Source organism: Klebsiella sp. CN_Kp066 (assembly GCF_040065135.1).
Taxonomy (GTDB): Bacteria; Pseudomonadota; Gammaproteobacteria; order Enterobacterales; family Enterobacteriaceae; genus Klebsiella; species Klebsiella oxytoca.
Genome location: NZ_JBEAIU010000026.1, coordinates 71112 through 85345 on the forward strand (window position 1 = coordinate 71112; position 14234 = coordinate 85345).

12 protein-coding genes are annotated in these 14234 nt (G+C 59.0%); 3 read left to right on the forward strand and 9 right to left on the reverse strand.

Annotated features, from left to right (window positions below; translation table 11 throughout):
• Window positions 1-82: 82 nt before the first annotated feature.
• The 5 genes from ABLV75_RS07850 to dalD all read right to left on the reverse strand — a co-directional run bounded on the left by ABLV75_RS07850 (window position 83) and on the right by dalD (window position 6433).
• A complete protein-coding gene (locus ABLV75_RS07850; RefSeq protein WP_049094414.1) occupies window positions 83-1237 on the reverse strand; it encodes a mandelate racemase family protein in 1155 nt (384 codons plus the stop codon).
• 297 nt (window positions 1238-1534) lie between these two features.
• On the reverse strand, window positions 1535-2197 hold the full coding sequence (gene hxpB / locus ABLV75_RS07855) for a hexitol phosphatase HxpB (protein WP_032728518.1): 663 nt from the start codon (window positions 2195-2197) through the stop codon (window positions 1535-1537).
• Between the two features lie 48 nt (window positions 2198-2245).
• On the reverse strand, window positions 2246-3523 hold the full coding sequence (gene dalT / locus ABLV75_RS07860; protein WP_004103784.1) for a D-arabinitol transporter: 1278 nt from the start codon (window positions 3521-3523) through the stop codon (window positions 2246-2248).
• 69 nt (window positions 3524-3592) lie between these two features.
• The gene (gene xylB, locus ABLV75_RS07865; protein WP_049594100.1) at window positions 3593-5056 is read right to left on the reverse strand and encodes a xylulokinase; all 1464 of its coding nucleotides are present in this window, start codon (window positions 5054-5056) and stop codon (window positions 3593-3595) included.
• A gap of 9 nt (window positions 5057-5065) precedes the next feature.
• Window positions 5066-6433, reverse strand: coding sequence for a D-arabinitol 4-dehydrogenase (gene dalD / locus ABLV75_RS07870; RefSeq protein ID WP_004103787.1), 1368 nt, complete (start codon window positions 6431-6433; stop codon window positions 5066-5068).
• A 206-nt stretch (window positions 6434-6639) separates the two neighbouring features.
• On the opposite strand from dalD, the gene ABLV75_RS07875 reads away from it, so the two are divergent.
• On the forward strand, window positions 6640-7581 hold the full coding sequence (locus tag ABLV75_RS07875; protein ID WP_004103788.1) for a sugar-binding domain-containing protein: 942 nt from the start codon (window positions 6640-6642) through the stop codon (window positions 7579-7581).
• A gap of 22 nt (window positions 7582-7603) precedes the next feature.
• Here the strand turns inward: ABLV75_RS07875 and ABLV75_RS07880 are convergent, their stop codons facing one another.
• Window positions 7604-8605 carry a LacI family DNA-binding transcriptional regulator gene (locus tag ABLV75_RS07880; protein WP_004103789.1) on the reverse strand — a complete coding sequence of 334 codons (1002 nt, stop codon included), beginning with the start codon at window positions 8603-8605 and terminating at the stop codon, window positions 7604-7606.
• A gap of 257 nt (window positions 8606-8862) precedes the next feature.
• Between ABLV75_RS07880 and ABLV75_RS07885 the strand changes: the two genes are divergently transcribed.
• Complete coding sequence (locus ABLV75_RS07885; protein WP_004103790.1) at window positions 8863-9612, forward strand: SDR family oxidoreductase; 750 nt, start codon at window positions 8863-8865, stop codon at window positions 9610-9612.
• A gap of 30 nt (window positions 9613-9642) precedes the next feature.
• Entirely contained in the window at window positions 9643-11250 is a 1608-nt protein-coding gene (locus ABLV75_RS07890; RefSeq protein WP_004103791.1) for an FGGY-family carbohydrate kinase, read from the forward strand.
• 186 nt (window positions 11251-11436) lie between these two features.
• Here ABLV75_RS07890 and fbaB read toward each other — a convergent pair whose 3' ends face one another.
• The 3 genes from fbaB to thiM all read right to left on the reverse strand — a co-directional run bounded on the left by fbaB (window position 11437) and on the right by thiM (window position 14208).
• Window positions 11437-12489, reverse strand: a complete 1053-nt coding sequence (gene fbaB / locus ABLV75_RS07895; RefSeq protein ID WP_004103793.1) for a class I fructose-bisphosphate aldolase — start codon at window positions 12487-12489, stop codon at window positions 11437-11439.
• 148 nt (window positions 12490-12637) lie between these two features.
• The gene (gene thiD / locus ABLV75_RS07900) at window positions 12638-13438 is read right to left on the reverse strand and encodes a bifunctional hydroxymethylpyrimidine kinase/phosphomethylpyrimidine kinase (RefSeq protein WP_004103795.1); all 801 of its coding nucleotides are present in this window, start codon (window positions 13436-13438) and stop codon (window positions 12638-12640) included.
• On the reverse strand, window positions 13435-14208 hold the full coding sequence (gene thiM / locus ABLV75_RS07905; RefSeq protein WP_004103797.1) for a hydroxyethylthiazole kinase: 774 nt from the start codon (window positions 14206-14208) through the stop codon (window positions 13435-13437). The genes thiD and thiM overlap by 4 nt, the downstream gene beginning before the upstream one ends.
• Window positions 14209-14234 lie beyond the last annotated feature (26 nt).

Here is a 14234-nt window from a genome sequence, read left to right on the forward strand (position 1 = left end):
GATGGCGGCATTTTCGCCTTATCCGGCCTACCGGGCCGCAGACCCGATAAGCGCAGCGCCATCGGGCATTTATTTTTTTGAATCAGTCGTGGCTAACGGTATTGGCTTCGATATACGCAAAATTAATGTCTTCGCCGAGGCCCGGACGTTGTGACAAATGCACAAATCCCTGGTCATCCATCGGGTCAACAATGCTATTGAGATAAGCCGCCGGTTCATCGTAGTCGAGGAACGGATGCAGCAGGCCGCGCTCGTACCAGCGGCAGTTGCGGATCGCGCCGACCACCGCCAGGCTTGCCGCGCCGTTGCCGTGGACTTCGCAATCCATGCCGAAAGATTCCGCCAGCGCCGCGACCTTCATGGTCGGGGTAATACCGCCCACGCCGTTAGCGCCGGCGCGCAGAATGTCGCAGGCTCCGGCTTTCACCCATTCGGCGCGCATGTGGTGCTTGCCGCCGAAGCTCTCCGGCCCGACGATGGGGATCGACAGGTTTTCCGCCAGCCACGCGTAGGAGGACATCGAATCCTCCTCCATCGGCTCTTCAAACCAGGCGAAATTGAGTTTTTCCAGCTCTTTGCCGATCCACAGCGCCTCGGCGCGGCTGTACCAGTGATAGCCGTCAATCATCAGGTCAATATCCGGCCCTACCGCTTCGCGCACCGCCGCGCAGGCTTTAATATCCATTTTGGGATTGGGCGCAAAAGAGATTGGCGGCATCCAGGTGTGCAGCTTGATGGCCTTGTAGCCGCGGGCGACCAGCTTTTCGGCAAAGGCGGCATACTCCTCCGGAGTCGACAGTCCACCCGGCAGATCGTCGCCGCACATCGTGCTGCCGTAAGCCGGGACGGTGTCGCGATAGCCGCCGAGCAGCTTGTAAACCGGCATCTTAAGGCTGCGGCCTATCAGGTCCCACAGCGCCTGTTCAATAAACGACAGCGCGCGCTCCGTTAGCTGATGTGCACTACCGCGCTGCCAGTGGTTAAGATCCTGCCAGATACGCTCGCGGTTAAACGGGTCCTGCCCCACCAGCACTTTGCGGAAAAAAGTATTCACCACGAACGGGCGCACGACTTCCGGAGGCGCAAATGAAAAACCCTGCTCCCCATCATCAGCGGTGATGGTCAGCATCGCCATTTTGGCCATGCTTTCAGCCCCCGGATGGGAGTGCCCGGCGCTGTCGGAAACCCGACGTGTGGGATACTGGAAAACGGTGACATTCACAGATTCAATTTTCATGCTCAATCCTTATCACGGCCAAATCCGATCGATAGAAGCAAATCGGCAAAGTGGTTTCACATTATTGAAAATACGTTTCAATATCTAATCTAAGCACAATTACGTAGCAGTGCCTCGGACAAACACCGCTAAGCAAGGCAATAAATTTGGGCATTGGCACAACAAGACGTGACTGTTTTCACAAAAGATGAGTGAAATGTGAGGCGGATCGGCATGGAGAAAAAAGGGCGTGAGCGCAGAAAAGAGAGTGACCGACCGTGTACATCCCGGGATTTTCTGCGCTCACGAAAGCGTGAGTTATGCGACCGCCTCTGGCTCGGCGGTGAGGGCTTCCAGCAGTTCAGGCAGCGCCCGGTAGCGGCCAGCGGCGGCCTGAAAACGCGCGTGCTGGCTATCTTCGGCAATCACTATCGTGGCAATCCCCGCCGCCCGGGCCGCGCTAAAGCCATTGAAGCTGTCTTCGATCACCAGGCAACGGCTGGCGTCGAGATTAAGCTTATCCAACGTCGTCAGATAAACCGCCGGATGCGGCTTGCCCTGCGCTTCATCATCCGCGCTGCAAATCACATCAAAATAGTGCCAGAGCGAGAGCTTGTTCAGCACGGCGGCGATAACCTGCCGGGACGAGGAGGTCGCGAGCGCAATTTTATAACCGGCATGGCGAAAATAGCGTAACGCCTCATGCACCCCGCGCATCGGCTCGCCTTCGGCGGCGATCAGGCCGGTAATACGCTGCAATATCGCGGCTTCAAGCCGCTGCGGAACAAGCTCAAGCTGGCAATGGCGGCACCAGGTGCGGGCAATTTCGTCGAGGCGTTTGCCTTTGGTCAGCGTTTCGCACTCCTCGACGCTCGCCGTTGCCCCCCACTGCGCGAGGGCGTCGATTTGCGCCTGCCGCCACAGGCTTTCGGAATCAATAATCACGCCATCCATGTCAAAAATCACTGCCTGAATACTCATCATTCACCTCATTAAGGCTGGCATGCCTGGCATGCCAGCCGCATCACCTTAAGAGAACTCCACCTGCTCGCTGGCCGGCGCTTCCTTGTGGGAAAATCCCGGCTGCTCGACGCGGATAAACGCACAGAGGAAAAAGGCCGCCACGTACAGCGCGGTATAGGCGATCACCACTCCGATGGTGCTAAAGAACGGCAGCAAAATCACCGCAATAGCCGGTGCGAGAAAGTTCGACATCCCCGCCGACAGGTTGTAGACCGAAATGGCCGCGCCTTTGTGCTTCGGCTCCAGCGCCGGGAAAACCGCCGCCAGCGGAACAAACGCGGCGACAAAGATCCCCAGGGCGATAGCCGGAAGCAGCGCCATCGCGAAGTTATGTCCGAAGTGCTGCGGAATGTAATAAAACGCCAGGCTGGAGACCGCCATACCGATGCAGCCGAACCAGCGCACCACCTTCATCCAGCCCAGTTTTTCGCCCAGAATGCCCCACAGCACGTTAGAGAAAATGGTGGTAAAGAAGAAGACCGCCCACACCTGCAGCCATTCTGAGGTGGTGAAGCCCAGCTCATCGACGAACATCATCGGCATAATCACCGCAAAGCCGAACAGCGAGAGCGTATTGATAATTCGCACCATGCTCGACAGCAGAATATTGCGGTTGGTATAGAGCAGCGTCGCCGCGCGGCCCAGTTCGGCAAACTTCTCGCGGGTGGTCAGGTTCTGCATATGGTGCGGCGTTTTAATATGGCGCAGGGAAGCCAGCGCAATGATGCCGCCGGTGACGCAGAAAGCGAGCGCCAGCCACAATGTCCCCAGCTCGCCGATATGCGGGATGGTAAAGCTCGGAATATAGCTGCCGAATACGCCGATGCCGATGGAATAGACCGCCCAGAACCAGCCGATCGCCGAGCTGGCGTTATCGCTTTTCACGTTGTGGATAATGGCGACGATAAACGAGTAAAGGAACAGCGGATACGCGAAGCCGCGGATGCCGTAGAAAATTAAGATCAGCGCATAGTTGGCATGACCGAGACCGAAGACCAGGAACAGCACGTGGAACACGCACCATAGCACAAAGCCAATCATCATGGTCTTCAGCGGCGTGATGATTTCCGCCACCACGCCGGAGATCCATGCCGACAGCGCGGCCGCCAGGCCGTAGAGGGTAAAGGCGAACGATGCCTGCGCCGGGGAGAACCCGAGCTCTTTAATGTAGTGCGACAGGAATGCCAGTTCAAAACCGTCGCCGGTCATAAACACGGCAATGGCGATGTATCCCCAGAGCAGGTTCAGGGGTAAACCGAGCCACTGTTTATTATTGATGGACATAATGACCTCGTTTTTAGGGTACAGGAGGCCGCTCCGGTCAGATCGCCGGAGCGGTTATGGTGATAAAAATTAATGCTGCCGATAGTTCAGATCGTTTAAATACAGGGCCTTAAACTGCGCATAGCGCCGCATCAGGGTTTGATGGCGTACCGGGTCCGCACGCCAGGTCTGCCAGATCTCCGGTTTTTCACATACCGCGGTAATTGGTTTGCCCGCCGCCAGACAGGCCAGCCGCGCCGCGCCCAGCGCGCCGCCGGTCTCTCCACCTTTGTGGGTCACCACCGGCATATCGAGGATATCGGCCAACAGCTGCGCCCAGAACGGGCTGCGGGCGCCGCCGCCAACCAGAGAACATTGTTCGATCTGCGTACCGCTCTCTTTCAACACCTGCAGACCATCGCTGATCCCAAAGCTCACCCCTTCCAGCACCGCATAGCCGAGCTGGGCGCGCAGGCTGGAGTGGGTCATGCCCCAGAACATGCCGCGCGCGTCAGGATCGTTGTGCGGCGTACGTTCGCCGGAGAGATAGGGTAAGAAGAACGGCGCATGGGCCTTCTCCTCTTCGCTAAGCTCGGCAATCTCCTCCAGCAGCGCCACTTCCGTGGTGCCGGTCAGGCGGCAGAACCACTGCAAACAGCTGGCGGCGCTGAGCATCACGCTCATCTGATGCCACAGATTCGGCAGAACGTGACAAAACGCATGGACCGCCGACTGCGGAGCCGGACGATAGGCGTCGGTTACCACAAACAGCACGCCGGAGGTACCGAGCGAAATAAACGCATCCCCCGGTGAAACCGCCCCGACGCCGATGGCGCTGACCGCGTTATCGCCACCGCCGCCGGCAACCGCTACCGAGGCATTCAGCCCCCAGCGTTCGGCCACCTGCGGGTCAAGGGTCGCGGAAACCTCGCAGCCTTCGACCAGCGTCGGCATCTGGCTGCGCGACAGCCCGCATTTATCCAGCAGCGAGTCGGACCAGTCGCGCTTCGCCACGTCCAGCCACAGCGTCCCGGCGGCGTCGGACATATCGGAGACTTTCTTCCCGGTCATCCGGTAGCGCAGATAATCTTTCGGCAGCAGTACCGTGGCGGTGCGCTGAAAGTGTTCCGGCTCATGACGGCGTACCCACAGCAGCTTCGGTGCGGTAAAGCCGGGCATCGCCAGGTTTCCCGCCACCTGATGCAGCTCCGGCGCCATCTCCTCCAGCTCCGCACACTCCGCGGCGCAGCGGGTGTCGTTCCACAGGATTGCCGGGCGAATGACTTCCCCGCCGGCATCCAGCAGGACCGCGCCGTGCATCTGCCCGGAAAGGCCAATGGCCTTAATGGCTGGCCAGTGCTGGGCGCATTTTTCCCGCAGCGTGGTCATCAGATACTCTGTCGCCTCCCACCATGACTGCGGCGACTGTTCTGACCAGTGCGGGTGAGGCCGCTGAATGCTCAGCGGCGCGCTATGGCTGGCAATAACCTCATTGTTCTCATCAATGACCAGCGCTTTCACTTCCGATGTGCCGAGATCGATACCCAGATACATAGCCACCTCTTAGTTAATCAGCGTATAAACTGCCGCGACTTTTTCGCGCATCAGCGCGAGGAAATCGGCGTTTTCAGCGAGTTCGCCAAACAGAGCTTTATCGCGGGCATACAGCGCCAGCGGATCGCTGGCTTCGAACATCTGATGCACCGCCTGCGCATCAAGAATGCCGTCCTGGTATTCATACGGCAGACTTCCCTTATGCCACTGTTCCATAAAGACGAAGAACAGCGCGGGCAGCATCGCGGTCGCTTCCGGGCGGGCGCCGCGCTGGTAGCACTCCTGCAGGGTTGGGGCGATCATCGCCGGAATTTTCGAGAAACCGTCGGCGGCAACGCGCTGGTTCGTGTCCTGGATATACGGGTTGGTAAAGCGCTTAAGCACCACATCGCGATAGGTTGGTAAATCAATGCCGTTATCGCCAAGGCAGGGGATCACATCTTCCGTAACGTAGCGGTCGGCAATGGCGTAGATGAAATCCGTTAGCGTACTTTCATGAATATACTGCTGGCCGATTAACGTCCCCGCCCACGCAATGCAGCTATGCGACGAGTTCAGAATGCGAATTTTCGCCTCTTCATAAGGAATAACCGATGCAACCATCTCCACGCCAACCGCTTCCAGATTCGGGCGCTCATCGCGGAAATGGTTTTCCACCACCCACTGGATGAAGGTCTCACCCATCACCGGCGCGCTGTCGTCAATGCCGGTTTGCGCTTTGATGCGCGCGGGCAGGTCTGACGCCGGACGCGGAGTGATACGGTCGACCATGGTGTTCGGGCAGGTCGTGTTGGCGGCCATCCAGTCAATCACCGCCTGCTTGCCGGTTAGCTGCAGGAACTCAACCATGCCGTCGTGGAAGCGCTCGCCATTATGGCGCACGTTATCGCAGTTCAGCAGAGTCAGCGGCCCGGCGTTGTCCGCCATACGCTTTTCCAGGATCCGCGCGATAGTGCCGTAAATCGTTTTGCACTCCCCTGCCAGATCGGCCTGCAAGTCGGGGTTGCTGGTTTCCAGCTTATGACGGGTATTCAGGTAGTAGCCGCCTTCCGTCACGGTGAAGGCGATGACTTTGGTCTGCGGGTTTGCCCCTTCGTTAATCAGCGGCTTGAGCCCGGCCTGCCACGGCAGCAGTTTCTGAATTGAGGTGATCTCTTCATATTCACGTTCCCCTTCAGGGCTGACGGTTTCCAGCACGTAGCGCCCACCCTGAGCTGCCAGCGCCTGGACCACCTGCTCGGCGTCGTTGCGGATATTCCCCGCCGCAATGTGCCAGCGCTTATCTCCGGAAGCAATCAAACGATGCAGATACCACGCCTGATGGGCGCGATGAAAAGAACCCAGACCAATGTGAAGCCATGTGAATTGATTGTTCATGTTCTGCTCTCCTTGAGTTGATGGCGTCACTGTAAATGATCATTTGACCAAAATAAGAGCCACGGATCACAAAAGAACAATTACCCATTAAAATTACAATTGACCAGAAAAGAGCAAAAGCTTGCCAGTTTTACCAACCACGGCGAGAATGCGGTTATTCGCCGGGCGAAATTATCGCCGCGGCCAGAAACTTAGGGCAGGAAACCATGAGCAAAGAAGATGATATTCGGCTGGATCAAAAGGTCCGCGCCGCGTGGATGTACTACATTGCCGGGCAGAACCAGAGCGAGATCGCCAGCCAGCTTGGCACGTCGAGGCCGGTGGTACAGCGGCTGATCGCCGCCGCGAAAGAAGAAGGGATTGTGTCGATCGGGCTGCATCATCCGGTGGCCAACTGCCTCGATTATGCGCTGTTACTACAGGAAAAGTACCGGCTTATCGAGTGCAATATCGTGCCCGCCTTTAGTGAAGAAAGCACCCTGGATAGCGTCTCCTTCGGTTGCTATCAGCTGATGGCCCGCTACCTGCAGGACGATAAAGAGAAAATCATCGGTCTGGGTTCCGGCCTGACCCTGAAAAAAGCGCTGCAGCGTATCGATTTCGACAGTCAGAATACCCGCTGCGTCGCGCTGATCAGCGCCATGGACGCCGACGGCCAGTGCAACTATTACGATGATGTCCCGCTGCTGCTGACCAGCAAAATTAAGGCGAAGTACTATCAGTGGCCCGCGCCGCGCTACGCGCAGACGCAGGAAGAGTACGACATGTGGTGTACCAGCCGGCTGTTCCGCAGCGTCTCCGCCGTCGCCCGCCAGGCGGACGTTATTTTTGTCGGCATTGGGCCATTAGGCACCCAAAGCCCTATTTTTAAAGACGGCTTTATCAATCAGGCCCAGATGGATGAAGTGACGGCGCAAGGCGGTATCGGCGAGATTATGGGGCGCTTTATCGATGCCGAAGGCGGAGTGGTGGATAGCGAAATCAACAGAATGATCACCAGCTACGATATCCGCCAGAATCAGTGTCCGCGCATCGCGGTGGCATGCGGCGAGTACAAACGCCCGGCGATTCTGGCGGCGCTTAAAGGCGGCTGGATCAACGGTCTGGTGACCGACGAGCACACCGCCCGCTGGCTGCTGACGCGCTAAGGTCAAACAGCCAGATAGCGACTCAGCTGCTGCTCATCAGTAGCGGCGGAATTTCAATCCGCTGCTGGCCGGCATCGCCGGAGTCGATAATCGTAAACACCGCTTCCAGCATCGCCGGCACGTCCTGCTGCACCATGTCGATATCGTGCCCCAGCAGATAGACAAACGGGTCCCAGTCGAAGCAGCCCATCGGCGGCTGCTCGCTGCCGGTGAGTCCTGCCTGCGACAGCCAACGTACGACCCCCTCCAGCGATATCGTTGAGTTGACAAATATGCCCTGCAACGGAACCTTCGCGTTGCCAAACCGCTCCTGCAGGCAGGCTTCGACTTTGCCTTTCGAATAGCCGGGAGCCAGAATGTTCCCCTGCGGCACGCTCAGCCCCTGCTCGCGATGCGCGTCGTGGAAGCCGCGTAAACGTTCGCTGGTGTTATGGTCGCTGCTGCGCCCGCCAATGAACGTCAGCGGCGCCATCTCTCCCCGGCGGCGAGCGCTATTCGCCAGGATCTTATGGGTCAGCGCTTTCGCGCCGCCGTAGTTATCCGAAATCACCGACGGTGCGATAGTCCCCGGTAGATCGAGATTGACCGTTGGCACGCCCGCCTGCTGGCATAGAGCGGAAATTTTATCCGGATTGGTCGCCCCGGTCGCCACCACCCAGTCAACCTGCCAGGAGAGCATCGCTTTCACCGCTTCGAGCTCCAGCTCGGGGCTTCGGCGCGTACAGGTGATAATCGGCAGCAGGCCCCGTTCGCGAGCCATCTCCTCAAAGCGTTCGGCGACCGAACCGAAATAGCGGTTATCGTATTTGGGGATAATCATGCCGATGACGCGCGATTTTTTGCTGCGCAGCATGCTGGCCTGGCGGTTAATCGCGTAGCCCTGCTCCTCGGCAATCCGCGTCACCTTTTCGGCAAGCTTTGCGCTGATGCGGCGCTTTTTCCAGTTGCCGTTGAGGATAGCGCTCACCGCACTCGCCGAAACGCCGGAAAGTTCCGCCAGGTCGTAAATCGTGATTTTCTTCATTTTCCCAACTTGCGTCACAAAATCATTTCGCTGTTAATTTCCCCACTTGCTCAATCGATGAAGCTAGCGCAACATGAGCTTCATCGATTGAGCTTCCATTTTACTTTCCGAAGTATTAACGCATTCAGCATTAATATTCCAGAAAACCTGCAGAAATGACGCTCATATTCAATACCTTAACAAGTTTTCGTCTCTAACGTCGAACGCGATGCCCTCGCGCTCGACAGTGCCAACCAGACTCTGTAAAGGATTATAAAATGAACCACTGTGTCTCCTCTATGAATACTTCCCTTAGCGGTAAAGTTGCCGCTATTACCGGCGCGGCGTCCGGTATTGGCCTCGAATGCGCCAGAACCCTGCTGGGCGCCGGCGCAAAAGTGGTGCTTATCGACCGTGAAGGGGAAAAGCTCAATAAACTTGTTGCCGAACTCGGTGAAAACGCCTTCGCCCTGCAGGTTGACCTGATGCAGGCGGATCAGGTTGATAACCTTGTGCAGGGAATTTTGCAGCTCACCGGGCGTCTTGATATTTTCCACGCCAACGCCGGAGCTTATATCGGCGGACCGGTGGCCGAGGGCGATCCGGACGTCTGGGATCGCGTGCTGCATCTCAATACCAACGCCGCCTTCCGCTGCGTGCGTAGCGTCCTGCCGCATCTTATCGCGCAAAAGTCCGGGGACATTATCTTCACCAGCTCTATCGCGGGCGTGGTGCCGGTGATCTGGGAGCCTATCTATACCGCGTCGAAATTTGCTGTCCAGGCGTTTGTTCATACCACCCGTCGCCAGGTTTCACAGTACGGCGTGCGCGTCGGCGCCGTGCTGCCTGGCCCGGTAGTCACCGCCCTGCTGGATGACTGGCCGAAAGCCAAAATGGACGAAGCGCTGGCCAACGGCAGCCTGATGCAACCGATCGAAGTGGCCGAGTCGGTGCTGTTTATGGTGACGCGGTCGAAAAACGTCACCGTACGCGACATTGTGATCCTGCCGAACAGCGTGGATCTCTGACCGTTCAACCAGACTGTGTGAGAGGATATTATGCAAAGCGATACGCAACATATTATTGGCGTCGATGTTGGCTCAGGCAGCGTTCGCGCCGGCGTGTTCGACCTGCGTGGCGAACTTCTTGCCCACGCAACCCGGGAAATTACCCTGTTTCGCAGCGCCGGAAGCGTGGTCGAACAGTCAAGCCGCGAGATCTGGCAGGCGGTGTGCTACTGCATTAAAACGGCGGTGGCCAGCGCCGGGGTCCCTCCATCGTCGATTGCCGGGATCGGCTTCGATGCCACCTGCTCGCTGGTAGTGATTGGCGATAACGACGCGCCGCTGGCGGTCGGGCCTTCGGAAGATGCGGACCGTAACATTATTGTCTGGATGGATCATCGCGCCACCGGCCAGGCGGAAAAGATTAACGCCACGGGCCACGCGGTGCTGCAATACGTTGGCGGCAAAATCTCGCCGGAGATGGAAACGCCGAAAATTCTCTGGCTGAAGGAGAACCGCCCGCACATTTATCAGCAGGCGCGCCACTTCTTCGACCTCGCCGATTATCTCACCTGGCGCTCGACCGGCGATTTAGCCCGCTCAGTCTGTACTGTGACCTGTAAATGGACCTACCTGGCGCATGAACAACGCTGGGATGCCAGCTACTTCCGCCAGATTGGCCTCGAAGAGCTGGCGGATGAAGATTTTGTCCGCATCGGCCAGCGGATTGTCGATCCGGGAACCCCCTGCGGCGACGGCCTTTGCGCCACGGCGGCAGAGGAGATGGGGCTGCCGATCGGTACGCCGGTAGCGGTCGGTATGATTGACGCCCACGCGGGCGGCATCGGCACCGTCGGCGTGCTTAACGGCGCGGTTAACAATATGGCCTACGTCTTCGGTACCTCCTCCTGCACCATGACCACTACTCAGGAAGCGGTATTCGTGCCCGGCGTCTGGGGGCCGTATTACTCGGCGATGGTGCCAGGGTTCTGGCTGAGTGAAGGTGGTCAGAGCGCGGCCGGAGCGGCCATCGACCAGCTGCTGAGCTTCCATCCCGCCGCCGCAGAAGCTAAGTCGCTGGCCAAAGCGCGCGGCGTCCCGCTACCGGTTTATCTTGCCGATAGCGTGCTGGCGAAGGTAGATAATCCGTCAGCGGCGGTCAAACTTGCCGACGGCCTGCACGTGGTGCCCGAGTTTTTAGGTAACCGGGCGCCGCTGGCCGATCCGCAGGCGAAAGCGATTATCGCCGGGCTGGGGATGGAGCGGGATCTGGACAATCTGATGGCGCTCTACGTCGCCGGATTGTGCGGCATCGGCTACGGTCTGCGGCAGATTATTGACGCCCAGAAGGCGTGCGGCATCCGCAGCGAGAATATCGTCATCAGCGGCGGGGCCGGTCAGCATCCGCTGGTGCGCCAGCTGCTGGCAGACGCCTGCGGAGTGAACGTGGTGAGTACCGAATCCAGTGAACCGGTGCTGTTAGGTTCGGCGATTCTTGGCGCGGTGGCCGGTCATATCGCACCTTCCCTGCCAGAAGCGATGAAGCAGTTTACCCGGGTGGATAAAACCTACCGCTGCGTAGAACAATTTAGCGCCGATCATCAGCGGCGCTATGAGGCGTATAAAATGCTACAGCACACGGCGCGGCTGATTCGCGAGTAAGCAGGAACCCGGAGGCGGCGCTTGACGCGCCTGTCCGGGCTACCGGCCCGCAGATAGCTGTGAATCCGCACCCTGCTCTCGATGGGGCCTCCGGGCCGCAGACGGCGGTGAGCCGGTAGCCCGGTCAGGCGCAGCGCCGCCGGGGAAGGCAGACGACGCTGTTGCCTTTAAGGGTTAGATAGCCTGTTAAGCGATGGTGACTTTGCCGTCCAGATAAACATCCTGCACGGCATTAATCAGCTTCACGCCGTCGGCCATCGATTTTTTAAACGCCTTACGGCCCAGAATCAGCCCCATGCCGCCCGCGCGCTTATTGATAACCGCGGTGCGCACGGCGTCGGACAGATCGGTTTCCCCGCCCGCCGCGCCGCCGGAGTTAATCAGCCCGGCACGGCCCATATAGCAGTTCGCCAGCTGGTAACGCACCAGGTCGATCGGATTATCGCTGGTGAGCTTGCTATAAACCCGGTCATCGGTATAGCCGAAGTTCACCGCTTTATAGCCGCCGTTGTTTTCCGCCATTTTCTGCTTCACGATATCCGCGCCGATGGTCGCCGCCAGGTGGTTGGCCTGACCGGTTAAGTCAGCGGAAACGTGGTAGTCGACGCCATCTTTCTTAAACGCCGAATTACGCAAATAGGCCCACAGCACGGTCACCAGGCCAAGCTCGTGCGCGCGCTCAAAAGCGGCGGAAATCTCTTCGATTTGCCGACGGGACTGTTCGGAACCGAAATAGATCGTCGCCCCGACCGCCACGGCCCCCATATTGAACGCCTGCTCGACGCTGGCATACAGCGTCTGGTCATATTCGGTCGGGTAGCTCAGCGTTTCGTTATGGTTCAGCTTGACCAGAAAGGGAATGCGGTGCGCATAGCGGCGCGACACCGAGGCCAGCACGCCATAGGTGGAGGCCACGCAGTTACAACCGGCCTCAATGGCCAGTTCGACGATATTTTTCGGATCAAAGTACAGCGGGTTGGCGGCAAAAGAGGCGCCAGCAGAATGCTCTACGCCCTGGTCGACCGGCAGGATCGACAGATAGCCGGTTCCCGCCAGGCGGCCGGTGTTATACAGGGTTTGCATATTACGCAGCACCGCCGGCGGACGGTTGTTATCAACCATCACCCGATCGACGTAATCCGCCCCCGGTAAATAGAGCTGGTCGGCTGGAATTGTCATACAGCGGTGCTGTAAAAGCGTGTCGGCATCTTTGCCAAGCAACTGCGTAATATCAGTCATAGCTATCTCCCGTAAGTGCCGGTCGAAACCGGCATGCGTTTTCCCAACCCAATTATTTTGGGCAGGTTAAGCCTGGTACCGACTCAGCAGATTTTCCAGCCGGGAGCCTATTTTTTCAGCATAGTCTGCTGACACGTTGTCTTGCCGTTTACCACCAGGCGTGGAAATGGTGTACCGGGCCGATGCCGTGTCCCACTTCCAGCGAATCCGCCTGCGCCAGCGCCGCCGAGAGCCAGCCCTTAGCTTCCGCCACGGTTCGCCCCCAATCCTCGTAACGCGGACGCAGGGCCGCCAGCGCCGCCGATAGCGTACAGCCGGTACCGTGGGTATTTTTAGTCTGGACTCTCGGCGCGGTAAAACGCCGCTCCCCGTCGCGGGTAAACAGCCAGTCCGGGCTTTCCGCATCATCGAGATGGCCGCCTTTCATTAATACCGCTCCGCAGCCCATTCCCAGCAGCGCTCTGCCCTGCTCCAGCATCTCCTGTTCCGTTCTGGCATGCGGCGCATCCAGCAGCGCCGCCGCTTCCGGCAGGTTCGGAGTGATCAGCGAGACCTGCGGCAGCAGGCGCTGGCGCAGCGTTTCCACCGCCGACGCCGAGAGCAGCGGATCGCCGCTTTTCGCCAACATGACCGTATCCAGCACCACATTTTTAATCTGATAACGCGCCAGCCGTTCCGCCACCGCTTCAACGATATCAGTTTCCGCCAGCATCCCGATTTTGGTGGTATCGATGCGCACATCGCTGAAGACGGAATCGAGCTGCGCGGCGACAAAATCAGGCTCTATACGATAAACCGACTGGACGCCAAGGGTGTTTTGCGCCACCAGCGCGGTGATGACCGAGCAGCCGTATGCCCCCAGCGCCGAGAAGGTTTTGAGATCCGCCTGGATCCCCGCACCGCCGCTCGGGTCGGTGCCGGCGATGGTTAGCGCATTAATTCGTTTCACAGATCGCCTCCCGCATAGAGCGCATCGAGGAAGGCGGGAGTAAAGCTGCCGGGGCCGCCCTGCTGCGCCGCTTTCCCCCCCGCGAGCTTCATCAGACCGCAGGCCGCGGCCACGTTCTCCAGCCGATCGCCGGGCATCGCCGCAGCGGCGGCAACCACCGCCGACAGCGCGCAGCCGGTGCCGACCACCCGGGTCATCAACGGATCGCCGCCGGTGACCATGCGAATGCGCTGGCCGTCGGTGACGTAATCAACCTCCCCGGTCACCGCGACCACGGTATTCAGCTGGCGGGCTAACGCCTGGGCTGCGGGCAGCGCTGCGGCGGCGGTATCGGTCGTATCGACGCCGCGCCCGCCGCCGCTCACTCCGGCCAGCGCCATGATTTCCGACGCATTACCGCGAACGGCGGCAGGCTGCAGCGCCAGCAGCTCCCGGCAAAATTCTGTCCGTAAGGTCAGCGCGCCGACCGCTACCGGGTCCAGCGTCCAGGGTTTGCCCGCCTGCGTTGCGCTACGCGCCGCCGCGCGCATCGCCTCCGCACGCTCAACGGTCAGCGTGCCGACATTAATCAGCAGCGCATCGGCAATGGCGGCAAACTGGCTGGCTTCGTCCGGATCGATAACCATCGCCGGCGATGCGCCAATCGCTAACAAGACGTTGGCGGTAAAGGTCTGCACCACGTCGTTGGTCATGCAGTGAACAAGGGGAGAATGGCGGTGAAAAAGGTGCCGCAGATGGGCAATATGCGCGGGGTTCAGCAGGTCAGACATCGTTTGCTCCCGCCAGGCGATGAAGA